27 protein-coding genes and 5 pseudogenes are annotated in these 26,427 nt (G+C 69.2%); 13 read left to right on the forward strand and 19 right to left on the reverse strand.

Features of this window, described 5'->3' with window-relative positions; all coding sequences use genetic code 11:
• Positions 1 to 71: 71 nt before the first annotated feature.
• From AB0N16_RS00455 to AB0N16_RS00475, 5 genes are all read left to right on the forward strand, one after another.
• The gene (locus tag AB0N16_RS00455) at positions 72 to 1,133 is read left to right on the forward strand and encodes a YihY/virulence factor BrkB family protein (protein ID WP_365791511.1); all 1,062 of its coding nucleotides are present in this window, start codon (positions 72 to 74) and stop codon (positions 1,131 to 1,133) included.
• Between the two features lie 78 nt (positions 1,134 to 1,211).
• Entirely contained in the window at positions 1,212 to 1,760 is a 549-nt protein-coding gene (locus AB0N16_RS00460; protein WP_365791513.1) for a phosphatase PAP2 family protein, read from the forward strand.
• Positions 1,761 to 2,323: 563 nt separating this feature from the next.
• Entirely contained in the window at positions 2,324 to 2,695 is a 372-nt protein-coding gene (locus tag AB0N16_RS00465) for a phage holin family protein (protein ID WP_365792733.1), read from the forward strand.
• Positions 2,692 to 3,138, forward strand: coding sequence for a DUF3618 domain-containing protein (locus tag AB0N16_RS00470; RefSeq protein ID WP_365791515.1), 447 nt, complete (start codon positions 2,692 to 2,694; stop codon positions 3,136 to 3,138). Before AB0N16_RS00465 ends, AB0N16_RS00470 begins: the two co-directional genes overlap by 4 nt.
• 5 nt (positions 3,139 to 3,143) lie before the next feature.
• A complete protein-coding gene (locus AB0N16_RS00475; RefSeq protein ID WP_365791517.1) occupies positions 3,144 to 3,410 on the forward strand; it encodes a DUF4235 domain-containing protein in 267 nt (88 codons plus the stop codon).
• A 628-nt stretch (positions 3,411 to 4,038) separates the two neighbouring features.
• Here the strand turns inward: AB0N16_RS00475 and AB0N16_RS00480 are convergent.
• Positions 4,039 to 4,527, reverse strand: coding sequence for a GNAT family N-acetyltransferase (locus tag AB0N16_RS00480; protein ID WP_365791519.1), 489 nt, complete (start codon positions 4,525 to 4,527; stop codon positions 4,039 to 4,041).
• A gap of 173 nt (positions 4,528 to 4,700) precedes the next feature.
• Between AB0N16_RS00480 and AB0N16_RS00485 the strand changes: the two genes are divergently transcribed.
• Positions 4,701 to 6,386, forward strand: a complete 1,686-nt coding sequence (locus AB0N16_RS00485) for a ribonuclease J (protein ID WP_365791521.1) — start codon at positions 4,701 to 4,703, stop codon at positions 6,384 to 6,386.
• A 584-nt stretch (positions 6,387 to 6,970) separates the two neighbouring features.
• Positions 6,971 to 8,209 carry a PP2C family protein-serine/threonine phosphatase gene (locus AB0N16_RS00490; RefSeq protein ID WP_365791523.1) on the forward strand — a complete coding sequence of 413 codons (1,239 nt, stop codon included), beginning with the start codon at positions 6,971 to 6,973 and terminating at the stop codon, positions 8,207 to 8,209.
• 258 nt (positions 8,210 to 8,467) lie between these two features.
• Here AB0N16_RS00490 and AB0N16_RS00495 read toward each other — a convergent pair whose 3' ends face one another.
• The 7 genes and pseudogenes from AB0N16_RS00495 to AB0N16_RS00525 all read right to left on the reverse strand — a co-directional run bounded on the left by AB0N16_RS00495 (position 8,468) and on the right by AB0N16_RS00525 (position 12,958).
• Positions 8,468 to 8,671, reverse strand: a complete 204-nt coding sequence (locus tag AB0N16_RS00495) for a cold-shock protein (protein WP_030242128.1) — start codon at positions 8,669 to 8,671, stop codon at positions 8,468 to 8,470.
• A 243-nt stretch (positions 8,672 to 8,914) separates the two neighbouring features.
• The gene (locus AB0N16_RS00500) at positions 8,915 to 9,253 is read right to left on the reverse strand and encodes a MerR family transcriptional regulator (RefSeq protein ID WP_365791525.1); all 339 of its coding nucleotides are present in this window, start codon (positions 9,251 to 9,253) and stop codon (positions 8,915 to 8,917) included.
• Positions 9,254 to 10,270: 1,017 nt separating this feature from the next.
• Positions 10,271 to 10,459, reverse strand: a complete 189-nt coding sequence (locus AB0N16_RS00505; protein WP_365792804.1) for a hypothetical protein — start codon at positions 10,457 to 10,459, stop codon at positions 10,271 to 10,273.
• Positions 10,460 to 10,518: 59 nt separating this feature from the next.
• Entirely contained in the window at positions 10,519 to 11,061 is a 543-nt protein-coding gene (locus AB0N16_RS00510; RefSeq protein ID WP_365791527.1) for a DUF1360 domain-containing protein, read from the reverse strand.
• Positions 11,058 to 11,330 (reverse strand): annotated as a pseudogene (locus AB0N16_RS00515) (Rieske (2Fe-2S) protein); the annotation flags it as partial. The gene AB0N16_RS00510 and the pseudogene AB0N16_RS00515, both read right to left, overlap by 4 nt.
• Positions 11,331 to 11,627: 297 nt before the next feature.
• Positions 11,628 to 11,783, reverse strand: coding sequence for a hypothetical protein (locus AB0N16_RS00520; protein WP_365791529.1), 156 nt, complete (start codon positions 11,781 to 11,783; stop codon positions 11,628 to 11,630).
• 467 nt (positions 11,784 to 12,250) lie between these two features.
• Positions 12,251 to 12,958, reverse strand: coding sequence for an NAD(P)H-binding protein (locus tag AB0N16_RS00525; protein ID WP_365791531.1), 708 nt, complete (start codon positions 12,956 to 12,958; stop codon positions 12,251 to 12,253).
• A 98-nt stretch (positions 12,959 to 13,056) separates the two neighbouring features.
• On the opposite strand from AB0N16_RS00525, the gene AB0N16_RS00530 reads away from it, so the two are divergent.
• Entirely contained in the window at positions 13,057 to 13,773 is a 717-nt protein-coding gene (locus tag AB0N16_RS00530; RefSeq protein WP_365791533.1) for a TetR/AcrR family transcriptional regulator, read from the forward strand.
• 118 nt (positions 13,774 to 13,891) lie between these two features.
• Here the strand turns inward: AB0N16_RS00530 and AB0N16_RS00535 are convergent, their stop codons facing one another.
• The 3 genes from AB0N16_RS00535 to AB0N16_RS00545 all read right to left on the reverse strand — a co-directional run bounded on the left by AB0N16_RS00535 (position 13,892) and on the right by AB0N16_RS00545 (position 15,282).
• Positions 13,892 to 14,077: a tyrosine-type recombinase/integrase gene (locus AB0N16_RS00535; protein WP_365791535.1), complete on the reverse strand. Its 186-nt coding sequence runs from the start codon at positions 14,075 to 14,077 to the stop codon at positions 13,892 to 13,894.
• A 101-nt stretch (positions 14,078 to 14,178) separates the two neighbouring features.
• Positions 14,179 to 14,304 (reverse strand): hypothetical protein, encoded by a 126-nt coding sequence (locus AB0N16_RS00540; RefSeq protein ID WP_365791537.1) that lies wholly within the window; start codon positions 14,302 to 14,304, stop codon positions 14,179 to 14,181.
• A 135-nt stretch (positions 14,305 to 14,439) separates the two neighbouring features.
• A complete protein-coding gene (locus AB0N16_RS00545; protein WP_365791539.1) occupies positions 14,440 to 15,282 on the reverse strand; it encodes an MBL fold metallo-hydrolase in 843 nt (280 codons plus the stop codon).
• 322 nt (positions 15,283 to 15,604) lie between these two features.
• Between AB0N16_RS00545 and AB0N16_RS00550 the strand changes: the two genes are divergently transcribed.
• Positions 15,605 to 17,065: an ornithine decarboxylase gene (locus tag AB0N16_RS00550; RefSeq protein ID WP_365791541.1), complete on the forward strand. Its 1,461-nt coding sequence runs from the start codon at positions 15,605 to 15,607 to the stop codon at positions 17,063 to 17,065.
• Between the two features lie 238 nt (positions 17,066 to 17,303).
• Here the strand turns inward: AB0N16_RS00550 and AB0N16_RS00555 are convergent.
• The 4 genes and pseudogenes from AB0N16_RS00555 to AB0N16_RS00570 form a co-directional block, all read right to left on the reverse strand.
• Positions 17,304 to 17,544, reverse strand: a pseudogene (locus AB0N16_RS00555) (MerR family transcriptional regulator); the annotation flags it as partial.
• Positions 17,545 to 17,835: 291 nt separating this feature from the next.
• Positions 17,836 to 18,426: a hemerythrin domain-containing protein gene (locus tag AB0N16_RS00560; protein WP_365791543.1), complete on the reverse strand. Its 591-nt coding sequence runs from the start codon at positions 18,424 to 18,426 to the stop codon at positions 17,836 to 17,838.
• 13 nt (positions 18,427 to 18,439) lie between these two features.
• The gene (locus tag AB0N16_RS00565) at positions 18,440 to 19,639 is read right to left on the reverse strand and encodes a hypothetical protein (RefSeq protein ID WP_365792735.1); all 1,200 of its coding nucleotides are present in this window, start codon (positions 19,637 to 19,639) and stop codon (positions 18,440 to 18,442) included.
• A gap of 680 nt (positions 19,640 to 20,319) precedes the next feature.
• Positions 20,320 to 20,832 carry an ATP-binding protein gene (locus AB0N16_RS00570; RefSeq protein WP_365791545.1) on the reverse strand — a complete coding sequence of 171 codons (513 nt, stop codon included), beginning with the start codon at positions 20,830 to 20,832 and terminating at the stop codon, positions 20,320 to 20,322.
• 328 nt (positions 20,833 to 21,160) lie between these two features.
• Between AB0N16_RS00570 and AB0N16_RS00575 the strand changes: the two are divergent.
• The 3 genes and pseudogenes from AB0N16_RS00575 to AB0N16_RS00585 form a co-directional block, all read left to right on the forward strand.
• A pseudogene (locus AB0N16_RS00575) lies at positions 21,161 to 21,607 on the forward strand (STAS domain-containing protein); the annotation flags it as partial.
• Between the two features lie 160 nt (positions 21,608 to 21,767).
• Entirely contained in the window at positions 21,768 to 23,114 is a 1,347-nt protein-coding gene (locus AB0N16_RS00580; protein WP_365791547.1) for an APC family permease, read from the forward strand.
• A 543-nt stretch (positions 23,115 to 23,657) separates the two neighbouring features.
• Positions 23,658 to 23,843: pseudogene (locus tag AB0N16_RS00585) on the forward strand (hypothetical protein); the annotation flags it as partial.
• Positions 23,844 to 24,098: 255 nt separating this feature from the next.
• Here the strand turns inward: AB0N16_RS00585 and AB0N16_RS00590 are convergent.
• Positions 24,099 to 24,464 carry a nuclear transport factor 2 family protein gene (locus tag AB0N16_RS00590; RefSeq protein ID WP_365791549.1) on the reverse strand — a complete coding sequence of 122 codons (366 nt, stop codon included), beginning with the start codon at positions 24,462 to 24,464 and terminating at the stop codon, positions 24,099 to 24,101.
• Positions 24,465 to 24,580: 116 nt separating this feature from the next.
• Positions 24,581 to 25,003: a Dabb family protein gene (locus tag AB0N16_RS00595; RefSeq protein WP_365791551.1), complete on the reverse strand. Its 423-nt coding sequence runs from the start codon at positions 25,001 to 25,003 to the stop codon at positions 24,581 to 24,583.
• A 28-nt stretch (positions 25,004 to 25,031) separates the two neighbouring features.
• Here AB0N16_RS00595 and AB0N16_RS00600 point away from each other — a divergent pair.
• Positions 25,032 to 25,532, forward strand: a pseudogene (locus AB0N16_RS00600) (TetR/AcrR family transcriptional regulator C-terminal ligand-binding domain-containing protein).
• A 25-nt stretch (positions 25,533 to 25,557) separates the two neighbouring features.
• On the opposite strand, the gene AB0N16_RS00605 reads toward AB0N16_RS00600, so the two are convergent.
• A complete protein-coding gene (locus AB0N16_RS00605; protein ID WP_365791553.1) occupies positions 25,558 to 25,761 on the reverse strand; it encodes a hypothetical protein in 204 nt (67 codons plus the stop codon).
• Between the two features lie 30 nt (positions 25,762 to 25,791).
• Positions 25,792 to 26,406 carry a TIGR03086 family metal-binding protein gene (locus AB0N16_RS00610; protein WP_365791555.1) on the reverse strand — a complete coding sequence of 205 codons (615 nt, stop codon included), beginning with the start codon at positions 26,404 to 26,406 and terminating at the stop codon, positions 25,792 to 25,794.
• Positions 26,407 to 26,427 lie beyond the last annotated feature (21 nt).

Consider the following 26,427-nt stretch of genomic DNA (forward strand, 5'->3'; position numbering starts at 1 on the left):
CCAGCGGGGACGTCCGTGGACAGCTGCGTCAACCTCCTGATGGAGTGGGGGTCCCGGGGTACTCGGCCGGCATGAAGCTGCATCTTCCAGGACGGAAAGAGCACCACGGCGGCGACGAGGCACCGGAACGCAAGCCCCCGCCGCCTGACGAGGTAGGGCCTGGCCCCGCGGTGGAGCGGCGCGCGCCGGACACGCCGACGCAGCTGCCGAAGACGGCCTGGGGGGCGGTGCTGAAGGGCAGCCTGCGGGAGTTCAAGGACGACGAGCTGACCGACCGTGCCGCGGCCCTGACGTACTACGGTCTGCTGTCGCTGTTCCCGGCCCTGCTGGTCATGGTGTCGCTGCTCGGTCTCGCCGGTAAGTCCACCACGGACTCGGTGCTGAACAATTTCAAGCATTTCACTCCGGGCTCCGCCCGCGACATCATCACCGGGGCCGTCTCTCAGCTGCAGAACAACGCCGGCATCGGGTCGATCATGGCGGTCGTCGGCATCGTCCTGGCGGTGTGGTCGGCCTCCGGATACGTCGCGGCGTTCATCCGCGCGGCCAACCGCGTCTACGACATGCCGGAAGGCCGCCCGGTGTGGAAGATCCTTCCGGTGCGGGTCGGGCTGACGGTCGTCCTGCTGATACTCGCCGTCGTCAGCGCCCTGATCGTCGTCTTCACCGGCGCTCTGGCCCGCGAGGCCGGCACCGCGCTCGGGATCGGTGACACCGCGCTGACGGTGTGGTCGATCGCCAAGTGGCCCGTCCTGGTGGTCCTGGTCACGATCATGATCGCGCTCTTGTACTGGGCCACCCCGAACGCCAGGGTGAAGGGGTTCAGGTGGATCACCCCGGGCAGCTTCCTCGCCCTGGTCATCTGGCTGATCGCCTCCGCCGCCTTCGCGTTCTACGTCGCCAACTTCGCCTCGTACAACAAGACCTACGGCACCATGGCCGGTGTCATCGTCTTCCTGGTCTGGCTGTGGATCAGCAACCTGGCGATCCTGCTGGGTCTGGAGTTCGACGCCGAGACCGTACGGCAGCGAGCGGTCGCCGGCGGTCTGCCGCCGCACAAGGAGCCCTACACCGAGCCGCGCGACACACGGAAGTGGGATGAGGAGGACCTGCGCCGGCTGGACGAATCATGACCGTCGCGCGGCGGGTGGCGGACTGATCCCGACAGTCGGGCTGCTTACCGAGCAGGGTTTGGGGATAACCGCAGGTTCATGAGGTTGCTGACGGGCTTGTATAGGGCTGATCGGGTTCTGACACGGCGGGCGGCTTCCCGCATCCCGCCGGGCGTGGCCAAGGTGCTGTCGGCGGTGGAGGAGTCCGCAGAGAGCACGAAGCTGTGGTGCGGGACCGCGGCCGCCATGGCGTGGTGGGGCGGGTGGCGGGGCCGCAAGGCCGCGACCGCCGGGCTGGGGGCCCTGGTAGTGGCGCAGCTGGCGTCGAACGCGCTGTGCAAGCCGCTCGCCGACCGCCCCAGGCCGCCCGCCGAGTGGATCCCGCACGACGAGGTCGCGGATCGCCCCCACTCTTCCTCGTTCCCCTCCGGGCACACCGCCGCGGCTGTCGCCTTCACCGCCGCCGTCGCTCCCGCCTGGCCGACCGTGGGGGCGCTGTGCGCCGTGCCGGCCGCGCTGGTGGCCCTTGAGCGGGTGCAGTCGGGCGCCCACTACCCCAGCGATGTCGCCGCCGGCGCTGCCTTTGGCCTTGCCAGCGCCTGGCTCGCCCGCCGTGCCCCGGCTCTCTTCCTGCGCCACTGGCCATAGCCCGGGACCGGCCACCGGCGCCAGGATTGCCGGTCGGGCCCGCAATCAGCGAGGACGAGGTCACCTGCACGACGAGCGTCCGGTGGTGGAGACCGAGGCGGCTCCGGCGGAGTGGGTGCGGATGTCGACCGAAGAGCCCACCGGCGAGGAGACAGAGCGTCCAGGTATGCAACGAGGGCGTCGACCCCGAAGGTGCCGAGGACGACGATCGCGGCATATGACAAGTCGTCTGTCGTCTGCATCGCGGCGTGCGGCGGCCCGCTCGAACCCGCCTTGCGGCAGTCAGGGCGTAGCGAAGGAATGTGGATCCCAGGGCGGGAGACCCCTCGATGGTGATGGTGAGCGCGTCGTGCGCCTCCGCGACGCTGCCGCTGACCGGCGATTCCCGTCCCTGCCAAGCCACCTGCCTTGAACGGGGGCGTTCGGGGTACTCGCGGCGCAGTGAAGGGGTCGGACTGCCCGGCCCGCAGGAACGAGATGGACGGGAGGTGACCGCCGTGTCGAGCACGCAGCCGTACTCGTCCGGGAGCGACCACAGCCCGAACCCCGCCGACCAGGAGCCGGTGGGCGAGTTGGTGCAGAGGGCGTCGCAGCAGTTGACGGAGCTGGTGCGCGGTGAAATGCGCCTGGCGCAGGCGGAGATGAAGGAGAAGGGCAAGCTCTACGGCAAGGGCGGTGGCCTGTTCGGCGGAGCCGGGGTGGTCGGCTTCCTCATGTTGCAGGCGCTGGTGGCGAGTGTGATCGCCGCGCTGGCGCTCGTGCTGCCGGTGTGGGCCGCGGCATTGATCATCACAGCCGTTCTGGGTGTGATCGTCGCGGTGATGGCCATGAGCGGGAAGAAGCAGGTTGACCAGGCCGCGCCGCCGACACCGCGGCAGACGGTCGAGAACGTGAAGGCCGATGTGGCCGAGATCAAGGAGAGCGCACACCGATGACCCAGCCGCCCCACGACGAGCCCACCGCCGACAGCCCCGATGAGCTGCGCGAGCAGGTCGAGCACACTCGCGAGGAACTCGGCCGGACGGTCGAGGCCCTCGCGGCCAAGACGGACGTCAAGGCACGCGCCCAGGAGAAGGCCACGGCGGCCAGGGAACAGGCCGCGGTCAAGGCTGACGAGCTGAAAGCCAAGGCCGTCGGCCTGGCACATCAGGCCCAGGACAAGCTGCCCGACCCAGTGAAGGACAAGGCTGCCCAGGCTGCCGAGCAGGCCCGCGCGAAGGCCGCCCGAGCCGGCCAGCTGTGGCACGACAAGGCCCCCGAATCGGTCCAGCAGAAGACCACCCAGGGTGCACAGATGGCCCGCGACAAGCGCGGCCTGCTGCTGGCCGCCAGTGTGGCCGTCGTGGTGTGGATGGTCTGCCGCCGTCGCAAGGGGTGAGCCGTGTGAAAGCCTCGAAGATCGCTTACAAGCCGGTGGGTCTGGCTTTGGGTGCCGTCAGCGGCGTGGTCGCCGGAGCGGCGTTCAAGCAGGCGTGGAAGATGCTCGGCCACGATGACGACGCGCCCGACGCCACCGACGAGGACCGTACCTGGAGCGAGGTCCTGCTCGCCGCCGCCCTGCAGGGCGCCATCTTCGCTGGGGTCAAGGCCGCCGTTGACCGCGGCGGGGCCGCCGCCACCCGTCGTCTGACCGGCACCTGGCCCGGCTGAACCGACCTGGAGGGGTGCCGGTACGCGGATACCGGTATCCCTCCATGCCCTCTCCCCCTGCACGGAAAGATGTCGAGCCTTGTCTGTCTCCCACGCGCTACCCGCCCTGGCCGCCGCGTCGGTCACTTCCCTCGTCCTGGCCGGCCGCTGGGCCGCCAGCCGCCGGTATGGCCGCAGCGCGCGGCAGCACCAGGGCCACAGCACAGCATTCCCGCTGAAAACCAGCCTGCGGATGAAGTCCCTCGCTACGTCGTGGAGCAGGCCGAGCAGCACGTACATCGCTGCTGGCAGCAGCTTCGGGCAGGCTCCGAGTCGCCACGACCCTGAGTTCACGAGCCGGGCGGGGAGCGTAGCCGGGCCGGGCCGCCGGCGGATGCGTGCTGCTGCGAAGCACCGGGCCTGCCAGGAGGGGACTGCGTGCTTGTACGAAGACGAGCACCGCTGAACTCACGCTCGCCGTGTGATCAATAACCGCGTGCCCACCTTCACGGGGGAAGGCCCGACCTCCTCTGCGGCACCAGGTCGGCGGCGCCGTCTCCGGCAGCGTCGTCAGGACGGTCCGCGGCCCCGCACCGAGCTCTGGCAGCCATGCAGGCGAGGCCGGTGTTCTGCGAACCGGCTCACCGCGTCATCCCGCAGGAATGCGAAACTCGAATTCGGGACGGTCCCATGGCACCGCGGGCGGGTTCGCGAACGCGGTCCCGGTCCGCACCGCACCGACACGGTGGTAGAAGTCCGCAGCGGGAACATGCGACACGACCCTGACGCGGTCGAGCCCGGCGGCACGGGCCTCGGACTGCATGTGCGCCACGAGCAGTCGTCCAATACCCCGTCCTTGCGCTTCGTCAGCGACGAACAGCAGGTCGAGCTCCGGTGGAGCGAGGACGAGCGAGTAGAACCCGAGGACCCGGCCTCCATGTTCGTCGGCGCCGACGGCCACAAAGGCGCGGTGGGCCTCGATGTAATCAGGACCGACCCGGTAGCCCGCGACTGCCGACGCGTACTTACCCTCGTAGGCGCCTGAGCCACGCACGAGCCGCGTGAGCCGTTTGGCATCCCGCGCGACAGCCCTCCGTATCGTGATCGGCCGGCTGGTCGGGGAAGTGCGTGAACTCATCGGGAAAGTATGTCGCACCGAGGTCCCGTCACGATGTGCCTCGGCAGGGGCCTCGCCGTCTCACCCGCCGCCGCAGGTCGTCCCGGCAGCCGCTGCGCGCCCCGCTCCGTCGGGAAGGAGAGATCACACAGGCAATGGATCATCCCTTCCCGCTCGCCGGGTAACGTCAAGGTATGAGTCATCCGCACCCCGAACTGAAAGCCGCCCCTCCCCTTCCCGAAGGAGGGCTGCGGATCGTCGCCTTGGGCGGCCTGGGTGAGATCGGCCGCAACATGACCGTCTTCGAGCACGCCGGCAAACTGCTCATCGTCGACTGCGGCGTGCTGTTCCCCGAGGAGACCCAGCCCGGCGTGGACGTGATCCTGCCGGACTTCACCTCGATCCGGGACCGGCTGGACGACGTCGTGGCCGTGGTCCTCACCCATGGCCACGAGGACCACATCGGCGGCGTGCCGTACCTGCTGCGCGAGCGCTCCGACATTCCCGTCGTCGGCTCCAAGCTGACGCTGGCGTTCCTGGAGGCCAAGCTCAAGGAACACGGCATCCGGCCGCGCACGGTGCGGGCGCGGGAGGGCGACCGGCGTGGCTTCGGACCCTTCGACTGCGAGTTCGTGGCGGTCAACCACTCCATCCCCGACAGCCTCGCCGTCGCGATCCGTACCGGCGCCGGGATGGTGCTGCACACCGGCGACTTCAAGATGGACCAGTTCCCTCTCGACGACCGCATCACCGATCTGCGGGCCTTCGCCCGCCTCGGCGAGGAGGGTGTGGACCTGTTCCTCACCGACTCCACCAACGCCGAGGTCCCCGGCTTCACCACCTCCGAGCGTGAGCTGAACCCGGCGATCGAGCAGGTGATGCGTACCGCGCCGCGCCGGGTCATCGTCTCCAGCTTCGCCAGCCACGTGCACCGCATCCAGCAGGTCCTGGACGCCGCCCACCAGCACGGCCGCAAGGTCGCCTTCGTCGGCCGGTCGATGGTCCGCAACATGGGCATCGCCCGTGACCTGGGCTATCTGAAGGTCCCCTCCGGTCTGGTCGTGAGCACGAAGGAGCTGGAGAAGCTCCCGGACCACAAGATCACTCTGGTGTGCACCGGCTCCCAGGGCGAACCGATGGCAGCGCTGTCACGGATGGCCAACCGCGACCACATGATCCGCATCGGCAAGGGCGACACCGTCCTGCTCGCCAGCTCCCTCATCCCCGGCAACGAGAACGCCATCTACCGGGTGATCAACGGACTCACCCGGTGGGGCGCCCACGTGGTCCACAAGGGCAACGCCAAGGTGCATGTCTCCGGGCACGCCAGCGCCGGCGAACTCGTCTACTGCTACAACATCGTCAAACCCCGCAACGTCATGCCCGTCCACGGCGAATGGCGCCACCTGCGGGCCAACGCCGACCTCGCCATCCGTACCGGCGTCGACCCAGACCGGGTCGTCATCGCCGAGGACGGCGTCGTCGTCGACCTCGTCGACGGGCGCGCGTCCATCACCGGCAAGGTCCCCGCCGGCAACGTCTACGTCGACGGCATGGAGGTCGGGGGCGCCACCGAGGCGTCCCTCAAGGACCGCCTCACCCTCGCAGAGGAAGGCGTGGTCACGGTGGTGGCGATCGTCGACGCGGACACCGGCGCCCTTGCCGAGGCGCCCGACTTCCTGGCCCGCGGTTTCGTCCATGACGACACCACCTTCGAGCCGGTCATCCCCGTCATCGAGAAGACCCTGGCCGCTGCGGCCGAGGAAGGCGTCGGGGACGCGCGCCAACTCGAACAGCTCCTCGCCCGCGCCGTGGCGAACTGGGCCTTCCGCACCTACCGCCGCAAGCCCCTCATCATCCCCGTCATCATCGACGCCTGAGCCACCACCCGGCAGCACGGTCCCCGGTTCCGCGCGCGGCCCGGCGGCTATCGAGACCCGGACCTGGACGTCAGCGGCCCCCCAGGAGGCCGGGGCGGCAACGCACGGCACATGACGAGTCATCGGGAACACGTCCCACGGACCAAAGGCGCGAAAGCCCGCGATTCAAAGGGGCGTGTTCCACCTTGAGAACGGTCTCGGAAGGGCCGGAGCGCCATGTCCACGCCAAGCGAGGATGCAGGACCTCGCACCTGCACGCCGCCTTCACCCACGACGAGGCCACCGGGCATGACCGAGGCGACCGCGTCGGCCAGACGACGGCACACAGCACCACCTCATCGACCAGATCCACCAAGCAGGCCGTGAGGGGAACGGACTCTGCTACGACAGAGGTACTCTGCACGGGCTTTGTCGTGCAGCAGCTTCTGCCCGGCCCCGGCGCTTCGCGCGAACCCCTCGCGTACCTGGGACGGAATCCTGAGCACCAGCGAGCGGCGAGGAGTCACCGTGAGCGTATGCGGGCCTGACGGGGACGGCGAGCCGACCACTCAAACTTCGGAGAACGTCGGTGGCCGGGGCAGGCCATGACCTTGGCGGGGACGCTGGAGGCGGCGGAGGCCGCGGCGCCCGTGGAGTCGCTCGACGTGGTCGCGCGCATGCTCAAGGAGCGTCTCGGGGCGGCGTCTGTGTCCTTCCTGATCACCGACTTCACCGGCGACTCGGTCGTGCGACTGGGGGCGGCGGGGAGCGTCGAGACCGATGAACCGGCCCGGCGCATCACGCTGCGGGACACCGTGTACGAGGACGTGATCCGCACCCAGCGGCTGAGCCTGGAGGACACGGGCGACAGCACGGTGGTGCGGATCGTCGCCCCTGTGACCAATCGCGGGGACGCCATCGGGCTCCTCGAACTGTTCCTGCCCGTGGCGCCGGATGCGGAGGTGATGCGGGAGATCGGCGAGGCCGCGCACGCCCTGGCGTACATCGTCATCGCGAACCGGTCCTTCACCGACGTCTACCAGTGGGGCCGCCGTACCACCCCGCTGAGCCTGGCCGCGGAGATCCAGCACCGGCTGCTCCCGGCCTCACTGGCGTGTGAGGCAGCGCAGTTCGCGGTGGCCGGGGCGCTGGAGCCGGCCGACCGCGTCGGGGGGGACACCTTCGACTACGTGATCAACCGGGACACGGTCCAGCTCTCTGTCACCGACGCCATGGGTCACGATGTCGACGCCGCGCTGCTGGCAACCCTCCTGGTGGGCGCGCTGCGCCGGGCCCGGCGGGCCGGTGCCGACCTCACCGAACAGGCCCGTCAGGCCGACCAGGCCATGCGCGAGCACGGCCGCCAGAGCTATGTCACCGGCCAGCTCCTGCGCATCAGTCTGATCGACGGCAGGACCGAGTTCATCAACGCGGGGCACCCGTGGCCATTGCGGATGCGGAACGGGCAGGTGCGGGAGATCGCTCCGCAGATCGATATGCCGTTCGGCTTCCCCGCCCCTCACACCTACCGGGTCCAATCGCTGGACCTGCGTCCGGGCGACCGGCTGGTGATGCTGACCGACGGCATGCTGGAGCGCAACGCCAACCGCTTCGATCTGTCCGATCTGGTCGTGCGCACCCGCGCGCTGCATCCCCGCGAGGCCGCCCGGGCCCTCATCGGGGCGATCGTCGACGTCAACCTCGGCCACCTGCAGGACGACGCGACGGTCATGTGCCTGGACTGGCACGGCGTCGGCCACTTCCGGCGGGACGCCGCCACCGGTGCCGACCTCACCGACGCCTCCGCCTCGTCGCGGACGAAGCAGATTACTCCCGGGCGATGACTTAACTGCGCGAACAGAGGCGCAGAGTATGCCGTACCCGACCTGGACGACGCTCGAAGCAAGCGGGGTCAGGAAGTTCGGACCGAGGTCGCACCCGTCTCCGCCTCAACAGGTCAGGGGCCGCGCAGCGATGGCTGCGCGGCCCCTGATCCTGCGCATGCCCGGCATGAGAGCAGGCGCTTCGCCCCCTGGGCAAGGCTCGCACGGGCGGCGCTCACCGGGCGCAGCGTGCGCGATCCCCGGGGCAGGTCTACGACGTCAGGCCGGGGTGATGTTCTCGGCCTGCGGGCCCTTCTGGCCCTGGGTGACGTCGAACGTCACAGCTTGGCCCTCCTGGAGCTCACGAAAGCCCGAGGAGTTGATCGCGGAGTAGTGCGCGAAGACGTCAGGGCCGCCGCCGTCCTGGGCGATGAAACCGAAGCCCTTCTCCGCGTTGAACCACTTCACAGTTCCCGTTGCCATGTCTGATGCCTTCCAGTCGATGAACGCCTCCCGCTCCATGCGGAAGGCGGAGGTGATCGCCCTGGTCCCTGCGGCACAGCACAGCAAAACGCCCACACCAAAGGCGTGGGCAGGGGGAATTCCGAACCACGACAGCTGACACAGAACGCTACACGCCCACACGCCGTGTCACCATAGGAAACGATCACACCGCACGGCAGACCATGCGTGCTGTGCCCGCCGACGCGGACGGGCACGCTCATCTCATGCTGCTGCGGTCGGTTTCGCTGATTCGGCGGCGCGGCGATATTCGGCGTTGAGGCGCTGGGCTTCCTCGAGCTGGTCTTCGAGGATGATGATGCGGCAGGCGGCCTCGATGGGGGTGCCGTGGTCGACGAGTTCCCGGGCGCGGGCGGCGATGCGCAGCTGGTAGCGGGAGTAGCGGCGGTGGCCGCCCGCGGAGCGCAGTGGGGTGATGAGGCGGGCTTCGCCGATGGCACGCAGGAAGCTCTGCGTGGTGCCGAGCATCTCGGCGGCCCGGCCCATGGTGTAGGCGGGGTAGTCGTCGTCATCGAGACGGCCGAACGTGTCGTCTGCTGTCATTGCACCTCTATGTTCTGTGGCACGCGTTGAGGGGCCCTGGCGCCGTACTGCCGCCAGGGCCCCGAAGGAACTACTACACCATCTGCCGGCCCTGATACTGCACCGGCCCTCTGTTTCCGCAGACCCGACCGAGACGCTGTCGGGGGCGCGGGGATCGCGGTTGCTCGACCGGAGACCACCTCACTATCGATGTCCTGCGGTACCCGGGTCCAAGACTTCCACCCGGGCGATCCTGATGGCGCTCGGCTCCTCCGTTCTTCCCTCTTGAGCAACTACTCACTAACGGGAACTGCGAACTGCTGGTACTGCGAATTGCTGGTACTGCGAACTGCTGGTGGCCTCGAACAGCGCCACTCTTCGGCAGCCAGCCCCGTCGCCCGTCCTGCGTCTGCTCTGGCTTGGAACCCCGCTGCCGAACCTCCCGGTGCGCGCGCCCGCAGCCGACGCCTTCACCGAGGTACTGCTCACTGACTTCACTGCTGTGTACTGCGAACCTTCATTTACTGGTACTGCCACTGCGGTACTGCTCATGGCGGCCCCTGATCACTGCGGGCCACCCGGTCCGGTCGTCAGCCCCGTCGCCGTCCTGCAACCGCTCTGGCTCCGGAACTCCACCACCGCACCGCCCTACGAACTGCAACTGCGTACTGCTGCCCGGCAGTTCATCTCTGCCGGGCCTCTGTGAATCTCGGCTACGACAGAAACCTTAACCACACTGTCGGCCAATGTCTACTCCAGCGGGCACAGATTTCCGCGCGCTGGAAGATGAGGTGCTCCGCCTCGACCGGTCCCCGTGGATGGTTCAAGCAGCTTCGAGGCTCTGTCCGGCGCTTACAGTGACCCGACACCGCCTGGCAGGTCGGGCTGGGCGTGACGTCGCCGCCCCTGCGCCGCGGCCACCGTCGGCGGCACCGGCCAGCACTGCGTCTCGTGAGAACACCACCGACCGACACGGACGTTTCCAGCCGTGACGCCGCAACCAGATGTCCCTGGCCGTAGCCACCGGTGGCGCTGTCATCACCGGTCGGCTGGCTGCCGAGCGGTGTGGAGGCAGAGGGTGTCGGCTGTGCTGAGGGATTCCGCCCACTTGGGTGGCTGTGTGCCGGGGTGTTCGGGCAGGCCGGTCAGCCGCTGGAGAACACGCGCGGGCACATGAGAGTCGGGCCGACCGGTGACGGCCTGCTCGAGCTTCTCACCCAAGGTCATCGCGACTCCTCCGGCGGTGCCAGCGAGCAGTCCCTGCCACAGTGCGCCCTTGAGCGCGGTCACTCGCCGGTCGTCTTCTCGACCAGCGCGCTGTAAGCCAGTTGAAGCGTGTCAGCCCCGGCCAGAGCGGCGAGCACGCCCATGGCGGTACGTGTCGCACGCGGCCAGAGAAGCTGGCCGGCGGTCAGGGTGGAGACCACCCAGACGCTCATGCAGAAGGGGCAGGTGGCCAGTTCTCCGACGGTGCGCTTGGCGACTTCGGGCTGTGCCTCCTCCTGCAGTTCGGCCGGGCCCTGCGGAGCGACGTACCTGGTGAAGGGGGCGCGCAGCGGGCTGGTGACCGATGCCTTGGTCAGCAGCCGGCTGAGCCGGAAGGTGGCGACCGAGGTCAGGACCACGTCCCACGGCTCGGGCCGGTCGGGCAGCGGCCGGCCGCGGAGCCGTACGGCGGTGGCCCAGGCCGTCGTATACGCGGCGAAGCCCGCCATGGCTCCGAGGTAGCCGCCGAGCGGCCGGTCGTGCCCGGCCGCGTACTGCCTTCCGGTCCGCTGCAGCAGCCCCTGCAGGCGTCGTGCGAGGCGGTTGTCAGTTGCCGTGTTCATACATCCCCTTTCCGTGCGTCGCTGCCCGCTTCGACCTCGTCCGGCGCCTGCCCGTCCCGGTCCTGTCGGCGCAGGCGTATCTCGACATGGCCGTCGGTGATCCGGATGTCGAAGGCCGGCTGGGGCGCGGGGGCCGGGCCGCGGACGTTGCAGCCGTCCGAGAGCCGGAAGACACTCCCCTGCCACGGGCACTGGACACATCCGTCACTGACCGTGCCCTCGGACAGCGGTCCGGCGAGATGACGACACCGCTCGGCCAGGGCATGGATCGCCGCGCGGCAGGGCCCGCACCCCCTTGCGGACCGCGTCGATGACCGCGTCGGCCCTGGGCTCCCGCGCCAGGCGGTCCAGCCGGCACAGGACGCGGCTCTGCCGCATCCAGGGGCGGCGGCGTGGCAAAGTACTCATGGTGGGCCGGGTCCCCACCTGCGCGGACGAGAAACAGGGGCAGGGGCGGCCTGCGGTGGAACTTCGGCTAGCCGCAGGGCCGGATCACCACGCGCACGCAGCCGTCCTAGTTCTTCTTGAACATCTCGTAGGCCCGCGGTGCCTCGTCGAGGGGCCCCTCAGCCCCTTACGGCTACCACGTCGCCGGGCTTCATCCCTGCCCGGTCGGCGCCCATCGATCCGATGGGCACCGAGCCGGACACGAACAGGGCGCTGGTGTCGTCGACGCCCTCCGGGACGGGGAAGGACCCATGGTCGCCGCAGCGGACACGCACGTACTCAACGTGGCTGCCGCGCAGCCCTCCCATTCCGGTGCTGCGGGTGTGTGAGGACCCGTTCGTCGGTCGTGGGCCGTCACCTCGTGGCCTCGATCATCCACGAGCACGCAAGACCAGGCATCGCCTTCCACGACACCGCGGCAATCATCCGGTGCGGATCCGCAGGGCACGTCGGACGGTTCCCCTACTGAGGAGCCCACGTGCGGGCCCCCTCAGGGCGCCGCCGGACGTACCGGGTTCCCCGGACCGGGGCAGGGGATGGCGATTCTTGAAAAAGGTTCTGGCCGCAGTTGCGTGATGGCTACGGATACATGCGGATCCGCCACGTAGCTGGGCCGGCAGCACCTATCTGGTACATGCCACAGTGCCGGTAAGCCGACCAACCGGGTTTTGGCTGAGATATACGTCGCTCTTGCCCGTGGGGGAGTTCATGAGATCCCCCACGGGGATGTGGGCTGCGGCTCTCAGTAGCCGATGGTGAAGCGGCGCTGGACGAAGCGAGGCAGCTCCGCCTCATCGATCAAGGCGATGGCCGTGTCCTCCACCGAGATGCGGCTGCGGCCGTCAGCGTCCAGGACCGGCTGGTCGGCGCCGATCCTGAAGCGACCGGTGCGCTCGCCGGGAGCGATCTCCTCAGCGGGGCTGAAGTAGGTCCACAGCCGGTTCGAGGTTCGAAGGACGTTCAGGGCGTCGCGGTGGCCGCGTACCGCTGCGCCGTATTCGCGGGGCAGTCCAAGCTGGTCGAGGGCGGCGTGCAGCAGCTCGTCGGAGTCTGCGAGCACCACGCCCGGTTCGATTTCGAGGCTGCCGGCCCCGCCGATCACGATGAGCCGGGTCTGTGGGTGGCTCTCCAGAGCCTTCAGCAGGGCCCGTGCCGCCGCGGCGTAGACGGTGGGGTCGGCGATCGAGCGCCGGACGGTGTCCGCGAAGTCCTTGGCCGCGTTGCCCGGCTGGAATCCGCTGATCAGGACGTCGAGTCCGGGCAGGACGCCGGCGATGCTCTTCGGGTCCAGGACGTCGACGCTCGTCCAGGTGATGTTGTCCCGACGCTCCTCGTGCTGCGCCTGAGCGGCGTCCCGACTGAACGCGTTGACGTGGTGGCCCCGTTCGAGGGCCTCGGCGACGACCCTGCTGCCGATGGTGCCCGTGGCTCCGATGACTCCGATGTGCATGGTTCTCCCCTGTGCATGCAGACGTGGAACGCCACCAAAGGTGACGCCGTGCAGAAACTATACGCTGTGAAGTAAATGGACGCTGTAGAGTTCTTGTTGTGACAGTTACGGGAAGCAAGGGAAGACGCGAGCGGCTACGGGCCGAGACCACGGCCGACATCAAGAAGGTGGCCCTCGCCTTGATGGCCTCGGGCGGCCCGGACGCCATCACGCTTCGGGCCATCGCCCGTGAGATGGGCATGACCGCCAACGCGATCTATGGCTACTTCGCGACCCGGGACGACCTGGTCACCACGCTCATCAACGACGTGTACACCGCGCTGGCCGACGCCGTGGACGCCGCCTGGGAGGCTGCCCCCGCCACGGATCCCGCCATTCGCATCACAGCATGGGCCACCGCTTTCCGGACCTGGGCCCTGGTGAACCCCCAGGGTTTCCGGCTCATCTACGGCGACCCTGTCCCCGGCTACCGCGCCCCCGAAGGCGGCCCCGCCCCGGATGCCGCGCGCCGGGTCTGTACCGGCCTCACCGCCCTTGCGGCAGCCGCATGGCCGCACACCCAGCATCTCTACGAGGACAGCGCCTTCGGCTGGTCCGACTTCGACCTGGGGCTCCTCGACAAGGTGCGGCCCGCATTCCCCGACTTGCCGCCCGCAGCCGTCGCCCTCGCCCTGCGTATCTGGGGACACCTGCACGGCCTGGTGTCGCTGGAGGTCTACGGCCACATGCACACCCAGACCACCAACCCGGAGAAGCTCTTCCAGGAGGAACTCACCCGGCTCGTACAGGTGCTGGGCGTCCCGCGTCAGAGTTGAGCCCCCGAAGCACCGTCAGGCCCCCGAACTACGGAATCGGGCATGCCTAAGGCGTGTGGCGTGAGGGATGGGACGTTCGCGGCCCTGGTCGCAGTTCCGTTAGCGCATACCCTCCTCCTCACCCCAGGCCCAGACGGGATGCGACCCGCTGGTTCGCCGCTGCCCACGTCTGTTCGATGTGGTTGTCGTGCACGTGGATGTACCGGGTCGTAGTGGACAGCCATTCGTGGCCCAACAGCTCTTGCACGGCCTTCAGGTCGACGCCCTGCAGGTAGAGCGAGGACGCGCAGAAGTGCCGCAGCACGTGCGGCGTCAGCCTTCCGGACCAGGTAGGAAGGCAGAGGTCTACCGCATTCTTCAGCCCCGATCTCAAGGCGTCGTCCCCGGCTCGCCCGCAGAAGCCGGTCAGGGGTCGCGGCCCTCGCTGGGGAACATCGGGGCGTCGGGGTGGGCGTAGTCGTCGCCGAACTGGTGCCGTACGTCGCCGAGCCACCAGTCCCTCAGGGCGTCCGTCGAGTTGATGGCGGGCACCAGGCGGGCTTTCGGCCCGCGTCCGCGGCTGCCCTTGCCGTGTCGGATGTGCGGCTTGCCGAAGTCGCCCAGGTCCGGCCGCCCTAGCCGCGGGCCTGGATCTCAGGCGACCGACTGCTGACGGGGTCACATCCGTCAGCGGACCCAGGGCGGACTGCTCGAAGGCCCGACGCGCGCGTGCTGCCCGCGACCGCACCGGACCAGCCGCTCCCCAAGCCCCAGGCGCTCGGCCTCCATGAAGAAGTCGTCGAGCGGTGAGCGGAAGACTCCATAGTCGTCGTAATGGACCGGCAGAGCCAGGGGGACCCCGAGTCGGCGGACGAGTTCGGCACCCCGCGCCCCGTCCATGGTCACGACGAAGCCGCCGGGCAGTCGCGTTCCCCCCAGGTGGAGCACGGCCAGATCGGCCCGCGGGAAACGACGGACTATCTCGTCCAGTCCGTCGTACACGAGCGTGTCGCCCGAGACGTACAGACGAAGCCCCACTGGGCCGTCACGGCGGCCGAACTCCAGCATGCTGCCCATGACCGGTGGCAGCAGCCCGCGCAACACGGGCCGCACCGAGTGGACTGCGGGCAGCGCGGTGACCCGCACCTGCGACCGGCTTCCATGGATCGTGCAGCTCTCCCACGTCCGGAGGCCGCCAGCGTGGTCGAAACCCTGCCACGTGCGTAGGTGGCGGGCGGCGTGCCGGGTGGTGACGATCGGAACCGACCGGTCCAGGCGCCGTCTGGCTCTGCGGTCCCAATGGTCACCGTGCAAGTGGGAGAGGACCACGCCGTCCAGTGTGGGGAGTTGTGCCGGCTGGAGGGCGGGTTCGGTCAGGCGCCTGCTCGTCAGTCCGTACCCGAGGTGGGCGCGCTCTCCGCGGTGCAGGAAGTTGGGGTCGGTGAGCAGGACCAGATCACCGAAGCGCAGGAGCACGGTCGCCGTGCCGATGAAGTGCAGGTCCAAAGCGTCGTCGTGGAAGACAGCCATGATGGTTCCTGCCCAACTGATCGCATGCCCGAAAAGTCGTGGCCTGTTCGGTCGGCGGGAACGGATCCGACGGGTCAGGTCGCCGAACGAGTCCCCTCTTCCGAAGTACCCAGCACGGTCCTTGCCACTCGGCGGACGGCGGGCGCCCGGATATGCGGCGGGCGCCCGCGCGTGACCTGCCGACGAGCGGGCGGCGGCAGCACTGCGCACATCGTGTTTTGGCTCGCCCCGCCGTGTAACTCGTCCGAGGAAGCCATCAACACACCGAACCGCGCGGTCTTGGTCGCTGGGAACTCGCGGCGGTCTGAAACAGGAGACGATCATGGACCACTCCCGTGTTCCCGTGCTGGAGGCATTGCAGGAGTTCAGGCGTCGCGGTGACGTGGTGTACGGGCCGCCCGGGCACAAGCAGGGGCTGGGGGCCGATCCCAGGGTCGTCGATGTCGTCGGGGAAGGAGTGTTCGCCTCCGACGTGCTCTCTCTCAATGGCCTGGACGACCGCCGCGAATCGCAGGGCGTGCTCACCCAGGCGGAGGAGCTGATGGCCGACGCCGTCGGCGCGGAGCACGCGTTCTTCTCCACCTGCGGCAGTTCCCTGTCCGTGAAGACAGCGATGCTGGCCGTAGCGGGGCCCGGGGAGAAGCTCCTCATTTCCAGGAACGCCCACAAGTCCGTGATCGCCGCCGTGATCGTCAACGGCGTTGTCCCGGTGTGGGTGCACCCGAAGTTCGATGCCGAGCGGCATGTGGCGCACCCGCCCGAGCCCGACGACGTCCGGCGTGCGTTGTCGGCTCATCCGGACGCCAAGGGCATGCTGTTGATCACACCGACGGACTGGGGTTCCTGTGCGGACATACGCGGTGTCGCCCACGTGTGCCACGAGCGGGACGTACCGCTGATCGTGGACGAGGCGTGGGGGGCCCACCTGCCGTTCCATCCCGATCTGCCGGCCTGGGGGATGGACGCCGACGCCGACCTGGTGGTCACCAGCGTCCACAAGATGGGCGGCGCCATCGAGCAGAGTTCCGTCTTCCACCTCCAGGGCGGCCGGGTGTCTCCTGAGGTTCTCAAGCAGCGCGAAGACCTGCTGGGCACGACCAGTTCCTCCTCTCTGGTGTACGCGACGCTCGACGGCTGGCGGCGCCAGATGGCCGAGCAGGGGTACGACCTGATGGACACCGCGCTCCGTCGTGCTGCCCGCGTCCGTGCGGCGGTCGCCGACATGGCTGGACTGCGTCCGATGGGTCTCGAGGTCGTGGACGCCGGCCTGACGGCCGAACTGGACCTGCTGAAGATCACCATCGATGTACGGGACCTCGGCGTCAGTGGTATGCAGGCGGCCGAATGGTTGCGCGCACACTGCCACGTCGACATCGGCTCCTCGGACACCTGCCGGATCAGCGCACAGATCACCCACGCCGACAACGACCGGACAGAAGGTCTCCTCATCGAGTCCCTGCGTAGCCTCGTCCGTCAGGCCGACACCATGGAGACACGACCGGCGGTCCGGCTCCCGGCACCTGGCGTGCTGGAGCTGGAACAGGCGGTCCGCCCCCGCGACGCCTTCTTCGCGGACGCGGAGCACGTCCCGGCCGACAAAGCCGTGGGACGCGTCTCCGCCGAGACGATCAGCCCCTATCCGCCCGGAGTCCCCGTGGTGGCACCGGGAGAGGTCATCACTGCCGAGGTCGTCGACTATCTGCGCAGCGGCGTGGCGGCCGGCATGCTCATCCCGGACGCGGCAGACCCCGGCGTCGAGACCCTGCGCGTGACAGCGCGGTGACGTCGCGGCCTCCGCATCGGACCGCCCGGTCGTGAGAGACGCCTTCTGCGGTCCCTCGGGTGAGGTGGAGGCTGCGACCGGTGGCCGGTACGAACGCGTCAGCCGACGGTACGGCCGACGCACACCTCCTGAGCGAGGGTTTCAGCGTCGCGCTCGCCACCTTCACCAACCGCACGTACGAAGCGACTTCGTCGACACCGGTCAGTCGCATCGTGGGGTGACGGGATCACCACCAAGCGATGCGGCAGGCCGCCTCGACGGGACCGCCCTGATCGACGAGCTCGCGGGCGCGCGTCGTGCGCACCTGGTAGCGGGGAGCGGCGGGGGCCGCCGGCGGAGCGGAGCGGTGTGATCAGGCGATGTTCGACGATGGCACGGAACAAGCCTTGGCGGTGCCGGCCACCTCCGCGGCCCGGCTCATGGTGCAGGCGGGGCAGTCGTCGTCAGCGAGTACGGCCGCACGTGTCGTCTGCGGTCATCGCGCCTCTCCGCGTAACGTGTGGAGCGGCCCGGGTGCCGTACCGGCACCCGGGCCCCGAAGGAACCTCTCACGGTACTGCCGCCCGGCGGTTCGTCTGACTACGGCGAGTCGGCAGTCGATTGCCCGGTCTGTGGCCAGTGACTGCCCCTCTGAGCGCCTACGTCCGCCAGGCGTCCCGCCGCGACCTCCGCACGCAAGGCGGCACTGCGCAGCATCTCCGGAAAAAACCGCTGGGTATCGGGCGGCAGCGTCAGGTGCCCAGCACACGCCGTGACAGGCGAATCGGTGTTCAATCGCTGCCCATGACTTTGCGGACGGTGTCCTTGGTGCGGTCCATGAGCGCGGCGACCGGTCCCAGGGCGATGTTCTTGGCACCGGACTCGACTCCGGGATGGGGCCGCGTGGGTGCCATGGCCTCGGCGGCCTTGACGGCCTTGGCCATAGCGGCGAGGTTGGTCGTGTCGGTGCTGCGGCGGATATGAGTGAACTCGTAGCGTTCCTCGGCCCTGGCGTGCTTTTGGACGTCCCTGCGGAGCTTGAGCAGCTGAGGCATGAACTTGGGGTCGTCGGTGTCCAGTTCGTCGAGCGCGACCAGGGTTTCCTTGGCCGCGCGTTCCTCGGTGAGCCGGTCCTCGACCACCTGTTGCCCGCCCGGCAGGGCGCGTCGGGCGAAGGGGTGGACGACCTCTTCCTCAGCGGTCTCGTGCACGGCCAGGAGCCGTACGAGACGGTGGAAGGCGTCCCGGCGTTCCTCGCCCTTGGTGGCCTCGACCTCGTCGAACAGGTTCCGGATGTCGCCGTGCTGACGCATCAGCAGGGCGACGACATCGTCGTCCTTGGCGTGGTCGTCGCCGGCGTGCGGGGTCTGCAACTCGGACATGTCGACACCCTCCCTACTTGTCGCGCTGCGTGGGGTCGGGGTGCTCGCCCTCGCTCTGGACCCGATACTCGCGGCCGAACATCGCGTCGTGCTCGGTCATGACGAGGTCGCTCGGGGGTGCCTCGCCGCCGTGGATCTTCTCCTGCATCTTCGCGAACCGCTCGTGTGCCTCTCGCACGTATCCGGCGCCGAGTGTGGTCAGGTCCATCTGGGTGTCGAGCAGCTCGCGCAGGTAGCCCTTGTTCGGCTCGAAGGTGAGCACGTTCGGCAGTTCCGGGGCCAGGACCGAGGCGGGGTCGCGGCCGTCGTGCTTGCGCATGAGGTCGCAGGCGGTGTGCAGGTGCTCCAGCTCCATGTTCAGGTGCAGTTCCCAGATGGCCTTGACCTTGGGGTCGCTCTCCTGCTCCATGAAGGAGTGGTACAGGTAGCACTCGTTGTACTCGTGGTTGACGAGCTGCTCCCACCACGTTTCACCCGGGTCGACGAGGGACTCGTAGTGCGTGACGTGCTCCTCCTCGATCAGGCCGATCTCCTGGTAGAGCTGTCGGGCGATCGGCTCCATGTAGGTGGGACCGGTGTTCATGTAGAAGTTCATCGTCTGCTGCTCCGCCGACATGATCGTCAGCGCGTGCAGCTTGGAAAGCGGGGCGGTGGCGTCCTTGTCGTACGGGTCGCGGACGTTGTCGACCGGGTCGCGGTGGTGGAACCGGGTGGGCCTGCCGGGCATCACCTCCGTCAGCCCGTCGACGATCGACTCCGCCTTGCGGTGCTCGATCATCTCGTAGAGGTTCGCGTACCGGTACAGGTGGTCGAAGTCCTCCAGCACCCCGAACTGGTACGCCTGCTTCAGGTACGGGTCCGGTTCCATCCGCGCGATCCACGCCGTCAGGTCGACCGCGACCTGCTCGTAGGCGATCGTCGTCTCCAGCACCGACGAGACCCCCGGCAGCAGCCAGTTCACCACCTTCTGCTGCTGCGCCTCGATGTACCGGGTCCGCGCCAGCTGCCGCTTCACCTCCGGGTCGACCGTGTTGCGGGCCAGCTGGTGGCTGAAGAGGATTGCTTCGACCTCGATACCGTTCATCGTGATGATCCGGCATCGGGTGTAGGGGTCGCAGTGGTCCGGGTCGATCGGATCCACGTTCAGCTCGCGCCAGCTGCGCAGCTGTCGGTCCAACGGGATACCGCGTTGTTCCAACGGGTTGAAGGTCACGTCTGCCTCCTCGGGGCCTCGGGTCGTGGTGAGTACCCCCCGGAGTACGGAGAGCACCTGACCCAGGCGGATCTGGCCATGCTCCCTGCCGGGCGAGGCGGCTTTGCAGAGCATGAGCTCGCGGGCCTTGGATCCCACCCGTCCGGAGGAGCCGGGGCAGCACAGCAGCGGCGCACGGCAGATCTCCGGAAGCGACTGCTCGCGGCGCATGCGCCGATGACGCGTGAGCGGGAAGTGTCCCGCACGCCGCCCGGCCCCGGCGAGCAGTGCAGCGACCGTAGCGACCGCCGACGGGTAAGCCGTTTCCGGTGGTCCCAGATGGCCTGTAGGGCGACTGGTTGATGGCTGACTCCGATCGGGGCGCGGGGGTCGCGGGAGGTCGTACCGGTGCTGCCGGTCGGGGAAGGCCGCCTGCCGTTCGTGTGTGGGGTGCAGGGCCGCTGGAGGGCCACTCATGAGCCGCGGTGGAAGCGTTCGGTTTTGCCGTTGGCCGTGTTCGGCGAGGGCTGATGCTCAGGCCGTGGCAGCTGTCGCCAGGTGTTCCTGGTGTGGGCCCAGGCGTGTCGGTCAGGGCGCGTTCGGCGTTGATGCCCGGGCGGCGAGCCAGGCGGTGGCGCGGATGCGTGGCCAACGCAGGTGGCGGCGGCCGCGGGCCGGCAGCTCCGGCGCACTCTCGCATTTCACGGAGACGGGAGTGGGGCCGAGCCGTCGGGGCTGGCGCCTGGGTGCCGGGAGTGTCCCGCGGGACTGTCCGTGAGCGCGATGCGGGCTGTGATGCGTTTACCGACCGGCGCCCGCTGTGCTTCGAAACCCTCGGCGACGGCCATCACGATCTCGAGGCCGTGCTGGCCCACCTGGCCGACGTCAGCGGCCCTGGCCATCGGCAGCACCGGGTCGGAGTCCCACACCGTCACCTCGACCACGTCGCCGTCGATACGCAGGTCCATGAGCATCGGGCCGGGCGCGTACTTGCGGGCGTTCGTAACCAGCTCGCTTACCACGAGCTGTGTAAGGTCGAGGGCGCGCTGCGAGACCTCCAGGCCGTGCTCCGCCCGCCCCCGTGCCAGGAAATCGGCGGCCCGATGGCGGGCCCGGGCGATATCCTCACCGTCTCCGCGTAGAGCCACCGCGGTCTGCAACGGGCGCCCGGCCGGGGCCGCGCCGTTTCCGCCCCGTGCCCCAGGTTCACTCATTGCCGCCGTCGCTCCTCGCTCACATGCCCGTGCGTACCCGTCCCGGTGGCGTTGACGCCTGGTGAGCCCGTCCTTGACCCGTCACCCAGAAAGCGCGTCCAGACGATGCTGGGCAGCACCCGCGTCGAAGATCCCTTGTGCCAGTATGGCCGCCATGGTCGAGGGAGAATTGACGAACACCGAAGGATCGCAGCCGCCAGGTCGGCTGTCCGTCGTTTCTACCGGACCAGCGACGGCATCCGTGTCCTGACGCTCACCGGAGAGATCGACCACCACAACGGCGAGCGGCTGGTACAGGCACTGGACGTCCGCGGCGCGCACCGGGCCCCGCCGGGTGGTCGACATGCGCGGTGTCACGTTCATGGACTCCACCGGCATCAACATCTTTCTCACCGCCCGCCGGACCGCCGTCGAAGCCGACGGATGGCTACGGCTGGCGGCGCTCACCGAGTCTGTGCGGCGCATCATCGAGATCGTCGGCGCCGACGCCATCGTCGACTGCCGTGACACCCTCCGGCACGCCCTCAGCAACGCACAGCCAACGGCACGCAGGAACGGCGGACCTGCCCACGCCGTTGCGGACCCGCTCTGCTCGGTGTCGTCTGCCGACTCGGAGGCTGTGCGTGTGCCGGCTCGCCGGGCAAGCCCGCAATGCCGGGCCAGGGGCAGACCCGCACGAATCAGCAGGACGTGCACGGCACGGGCGTGGGTAAGGGCCACGCCCCAAGCCAGCCAACCTTCTGACGTCGTTCTCTACCGTTTCCCTTATCCCTGATGCGCCTGGCCGGTGAAGTACCGCAGCGTGATCGGCCGCTTCCTGAGCCGTCCCTTCGACCACCGATAGCAGGACGGCACGACAGCCCTGATGGTCCGCTCGCGGGTACCGCTCGTCGTGTTGTCCGCGCCGGGGGGGGGCGCAGGGGTACAGGACAACGGTGACCACCTCCTCCACACCCCTGCCCGAGGGCTCTCCCCAGGGCGAGACCTCCGCGCTCAAAAGGGCCCTGACGACTCCCTTGCTCTACTTCTTCATCCTCGGCGACGTGCTGGGCGCCGGCGTCTACGTGCTCGTGGGCCAGGTCGCAGCGAAGTCGGGCGGCGCCGTGTGGGTGCCCCTGCTCCTCGCCCTGCTGCTGTCGCTCCTCACGGCCGCCTCGTACGCCGAACTCGCCACGAAGTACCCGCGAGCCGGTGGCGCGTCCCACTACGCGACCCTCGCCTACGGGCCTTTCACCGGCTTCCTCGCCGGTTTCTGCATGCTCGCCGCTGGCATCGTGTCCGTCGCCGCACTGGCGCGGGGTTTCGCCGGCGACTACCTGAGCAGCTTCGTCGACCTGCCCGTCGTGCTCGTGGCGGCCGTCTTCCTGTGCGCCCTCGCTCTCCTCAACGCGCGCGGCATCAGCGAATCCACCCGCGCCAACGTGGCCGCCACGGTCGTCGAGGTCGCCGGCCTGCTCCTCGTGGCCGGTCTCGGCCTCTGGCTGCTCCTGCGGGGCGACGGGGACCCGGGCAGGCTCGTCCACCTCGGCACGGCCGACACCGGGCCCGCCGCCGGCGTTCTGGGCGGGACCGTTCTCGCGTACTACTCCTTCGTCGGCTTCGAGACCTCCGTCAACGTGGCCGAGGAGACCCGGGACCCGCGCCGCTCGTATCCGCGCGCCCTCTTCGGAGCCCTGGTGACGGCGGGGGCCGTCTACGTCCTCGTCGGGATCGTCGCCTCGGCCTCCGTGCCCACGAGCACACTGGCCCACTCCAGCGGACCGCTGCTCGAAGTGGTGAAGGAGGCGGGCGGGGTACCGCCGAAGCTGTTCAGCGCCATCGCTCTCGTCGCCGTCGCCAACGGGGCGCTACTCACCGGCATCATGAGTTCCCGGCTGGCCTACGGCATGGCGCGGGACGGCCTCCTTCCCCGCGTCCTGACGCGGGTGCTCCCCGGGCGCCGTACCCCCTGGGCCTCCATCGCGGTCACGACCGCTCTGTCCTTCCTCCTGGCACTCACCGGAGACGTGGCGACCCTCGCATCCACCCTCGTACTGCTGCTCCTCGTGGTGTTCTTCCTCGTCAACACCGCCGTTCTCGTCCAGCGCGGCGACCACACGGACCGGCCTCACTTCCGGGCCTGGACCGCCGTCCCGGTTCTCGGCGCGGCGTCCTGCGTGCTGCTCGCCACCCGGGTCGAGGGCGAGGTGTGGACCCGCGGGCTCCCCATCATCGCCGTCGGCGCGGCCCTGGGTGTCGTCACCGCCGTACACCGCCGCCGGTACGAACAGGACGCCCCCTGAGCGCGTCAAGGTTGCGAAGCCGGTACGGGACCCCGCTTCTGCTGTACATCGACGGTCTCACCGAAACCCGTACCGGCAACGACCGCTCCAGCCTGTACGGGGACGACAGACTGCTCATTTTCACCACCGGCCACGCCGGCCGCTCCCCCGCTCGCTCGTCTACGCCCTGACCGGCGTGCTCGACGACTTCGACCACGGCCTCGACGAGGACACCGCCCTCCTCGCACTCGGCGCCGCCGTCCGGGCCGCCACCTTCCCTCGATCGAGGAACGCCGGACGAGCCCGCTGAAGATCAGAGCCCGAGACGCCATGACCGGTCCCGTTCAGCAGATCATCGGCGAACTGGGTAAGCCACGGCCACCGGGCTGCGGGACCGGCCGCCCACGCTCACCGTCCAGCCGGGCCAGCGCCTCGTCCTGGACACGGTGAGCATGGAATTCTGTGACACGGCGGGCGGTTCGCGAAAGCGGTCCCGGCGTCACCGCTTCGTCGTGAGCCGCAGGTCCACCTCCTGCTCCTGGTCATTGGAGAAGTGGAAACTGCTGGGCCGCCGTCAAGAGCGGGCGCTGCGGTCCCCGCGACACGCGGCAGGCACTCGACGCACTGCACCAGCAGGTACCAGCGTATGTCCACTGCCGCCCCCGAAACCGCGCTCGTCATTCCCAACTAGACCAGACGCACCCGGCGAGGATCAGTTGCACGGCCAGCGCCGGGCCCGGGCACAGGTGACCTCGGACCGCAGGGCTCGTGCGGTCCGCTCGAACGCTGCGGCGAGCCGCTCGCGGAACGGGGCGAGCCGCGGAGCGCTCACCGCCTACCGCCGCAGCCCCGCGAGCGCCTCGACCCATTCCGCAGCGTCCTCGGGCGGCGCCACGGCCTGGCGGATCTCCCCGGGTGCGGCGGCGGCCCGCGGTGAGCACCCGGTCGATCTCGTCCAGTCGGACGCGGCGTGGAGCGTGCGGTCATCGGCCGCCGGCCCCCCGGTTAGGCGTCGACGGCGACAGGGCTGAGATAGAAACGTGTCCAGTCGATGCGTCCGTCGCGGGTCGTCATGATGACCGGCCCCCGCATGACGGTCTGCGTGCCGTCCGGGGCTGTGCCAACCATCTCCCATTCCGACCAGAGTTCGGCATCGGCCGTAGCGCGGCGCAGAACCTCGGCCCGGATGTCGGGCAGCCGACCGAAGATGGCGGTCCAGTTCATGAGCACCCGGTCATTCCCGGTGAAGCCTTCTTGCGGCCGATGCGGGGTCTCGGACCGATAGTCGGTGGTGAAGCAGTCAGCGACCTGGTGAGGGTCGTGAGAGTTGATCGCGTTCTTGAGCCGGTCGATCGGGTCATTCGTGTTCATCGCGAGCTCCTGTCTCCGCGGGATGTGGCGCGCTGGGGGGCGGTCTGAAATGTGCGTTCTACGCCTGGCGCCTCGTCAGCGACGCAGCCGTGGAGCACCCGGAAGGATCTCGCCGCTCAGGACGACGGAGTCGCTGTGTCTTCGCCGCCGGGCCTGGTGAAAGAGGTGGCCTGCGCCACGAGTGCGGCGATCTCGGGGTGTTCGGCGAAATGGCGAGCCTGCACCTGCTCGATCTTCGCTTTGATCTCGGGGTCGGCCGAGTCCGTGATGTCGAAAGCCTCGAACCGCGCGAGACATCCGATGCCTTCCAGTTCGAGGCGGACGTGCGCGGGATGGTTCAGGTACTCGTGGTAGCCGTCGAGGTCCTCGATCACGAACACGGCTCCGTATGCGAAGCCCCCGGTGGGGTGCGGGCCGACCACGTACGACTTCACGGCGGCACTGGTCTCGCCGACCTGACGTAGCAGGTCGAGGCATGCCTGGATCTGCTCCTCGCTCAGGTCGGGCTTGGGCGTCAAACGGTTGATGTGGAAGATCATGACTTCTCCTCAAAACTCGGTACGGTCGGTGGACTCGATCGTGAAACGCGCGGCGGTCAGTAAGGCCGCCGTGTACCGGAGGTGGCCGAGCAAGGCCGACATGGTGACCGCGATGATCGCGGAAGTCGCAACGGGCGCAGTCGAGATGCCGGACACCGGGTCTCTGCGCGGGGACCTGGTGGCGTTCCTCACCGCTACCTACGACGGCATGCGGCGCCCACTGGCCGCCCGCATCATTCCCGCGATCCTTTCCGAAGTGGGAAGAGACGACGCTCTGGCGGCGACCCTTCGTGAAACGGTCGAGGCGCCGCGCCGCGCCCACGCCTAGCGCCTGCTCCGCCGGGCGATCGAGCGTGCCGAACTCCCGACCCATTGCGACCTGGATCTCGCGCTCGACCACATGATCGGCACGCTCTACTTTCGTGTGCTCGTGCGGCGGCAGGACCTGGACCGCCCCGCGATCCAGCGCCTGGCCGACGGAACGATCGCCGCGCTGGCAGCGACGCGCCTACCTCGGTCCTCCGCCTGACCCACCGCCTCGCGCCGGATCGGCGCTAGGGGTGCCGGCCGGTTTGACCGGGCTGACCGGCACTCGTTCCGCGGCGGCGACCGCCCTGCGATACATCCGGAGTCACGGCGCCCCCGGGGCAGGTCTCCTGCGTCGCGCCCTCCGCGTCGCCGGCTGAGCCGAGCATGCGGTAGCAGAGCGCGAGGATCTGCGGCCGCAGCGGGGCGGCGGGCGCCGCGAAGTCGCTCATGTTCCTAACAATCCGGGAGACCGCCCGGCCTCACAGGCTCCCGCCCGGCAGGTCTCCGCGGGGCGTCCAGCCGGGGTCGCGGCCGGTGAAGGCGACGAGCCTGTCCAGGGCGGGTGCCTCGTCGGACACCACCACCTCGAGGCCGAACGGCAGACCGGGACCGCGGTATTCGGGCTTGACGATCGCCTGAAGGACGGCGAGCGCGTGCGCGGAGGCCGCCGGGTCCGGCCGCCACGACAGGCCCGTGGCCCGGGCCAGGTCCCAGCCGTGCCCGAGGACCTCCACCAGCAGCAGGTCGATCACCGCGCTGCCCGGGTAGGCGCCGCCGAGCCTCGGCAGATTGACGGTCCGCGTGGCCACCGCGTCGTCCAGGGCGGCCCGCAGCGTCGCGGTGAGCTTCTCGATGACGGCCGCGGAGTCGTCGGACCGATCGCCGGACCGGTCCCCGGTGACCCGGGCCTCCGGATCGGGGCGCACGTCGCCGGCGGGGTCGGCGAGCGCGGCCTGGAAGTAGTCCAACCAGCCAAGCAGGTGCAGCCGCAACGTGCGCACGTCGAACTCGTCGCACGGCGTCGGCAGGTGCCCCTGCTCAGGCGTGATCGCGTCGAGCAGGCGCGCCAGGTCCTTCAGTACGGGAAAAATCATCACCGCTCCTTTTGATAGGTA

The organism is Streptomyces sp. NPDC051105 (assembly GCF_040682795.1).
Taxonomy (GTDB): domain Bacteria; phylum Actinomycetota; class Actinomycetes; order Streptomycetales; family Streptomycetaceae; genus Streptomyces.

Bases quoted from the DNA above. Each gene is read 5' to 3' on its own strand.
- AB0N16_RS00455 (WP_365791511.1), top strand. From the start codon at position 72: ATGAAGCTGCATCTTCCAGGACGGAAAGAGCACCACGGCGGCGACGAG.
- AB0N16_RS00460 (WP_365791513.1), top strand. From the start codon at position 1,212: ATGAGGTTGCTGACGGGCTTGTATAGGGCTGATCGGGTTCTGACACGG.
- AB0N16_RS00470 (WP_365791515.1), top strand. From the start codon at position 2,692: ATGACCCAGCCGCCCCACGACGAGCCCACCGCCGACAGCCCCGATGAG.
- AB0N16_RS00480 (WP_365791519.1), bottom strand. From the start codon at position 4,527: ATGAGTTCACGCACTTCCCCGACCAGCCGGCCGATCACGATACGGAGG.
- AB0N16_RS00485 (WP_365791521.1), top strand. From the start codon at position 4,701: ATGAGTCATCCGCACCCCGAACTGAAAGCCGCCCCTCCCCTTCCCGAA.
- AB0N16_RS00490 (WP_365791523.1), top strand. From the start codon at position 6,971: ATGACCTTGGCGGGGACGCTGGAGGCGGCGGAGGCCGCGGCGCCCGTG.
- AB0N16_RS00495 (WP_030242128.1), bottom strand. From the start codon at position 8,671: ATGGCAACGGGAACTGTGAAGTGGTTCAACGCGGAGAAGGGCTTCGGT.
- AB0N16_RS00500 (WP_365791525.1), bottom strand. From the start codon at position 9,253: ATGACAGCAGACGACACGTTCGGCCGTCTCGATGACGACGACTACCCC.
- AB0N16_RS00505 (WP_365792804.1), bottom strand. From the start codon at position 10,459: ATGACCTTGGGTGAGAAGCTCGAGCAGGCCGTCACCGGTCGGCCCGAC.
- AB0N16_RS00510 (WP_365791527.1), bottom strand. From the start codon at position 11,061: ATGAACACGGCAACTGACAACCGCCTCGCACGACGCCTGCAGGGGCTG.
- AB0N16_RS00525 (WP_365791531.1), bottom strand. From the start codon at position 12,958: ATGCACATCGGAGTCATCGGAGCCACGGGCACCATCGGCAGCAGGGTC.
- AB0N16_RS00545 (WP_365791539.1), bottom strand. From the start codon at position 15,282: ATGGCTGTCTTCCACGACGACGCTTTGGACCTGCACTTCATCGGCACG.
- AB0N16_RS00550 (WP_365791541.1), top strand. From the start codon at position 15,605: ATGGACCACTCCCGTGTTCCCGTGCTGGAGGCATTGCAGGAGTTCAGG.
- AB0N16_RS00560 (WP_365791543.1), bottom strand. From the start codon at position 18,426: ATGTCCGAGTTGCAGACCCCGCACGCCGGCGACGACCACGCCAAGGAC.
- AB0N16_RS00570 (WP_365791545.1), bottom strand. From the start codon at position 20,832: ATGAGTGAACCTGGGGCACGGGGCGGAAACGGCGCGGCCCCGGCCGGG.
- AB0N16_RS00590 (WP_365791549.1), bottom strand. From the start codon at position 24,464: ATGAACACGAATGACCCGATCGACCGGCTCAAGAACGCGATCAACTCT.
- AB0N16_RS00595 (WP_365791551.1), bottom strand. From the start codon at position 25,003: ATGATCTTCCACATCAACCGTTTGACGCCCAAGCCCGACCTGAGCGAG.
- AB0N16_RS00605 (WP_365791553.1), bottom strand. From the start codon at position 25,761: ATGAGCGACTTCGCGGCGCCCGCCGCCCCGCTGCGGCCGCAGATCCTC.
- AB0N16_RS00610 (WP_365791555.1), bottom strand. From the start codon at position 26,406: ATGATTTTTCCCGTACTGAAGGACCTGGCGCGCCTGCTCGACGCGATC.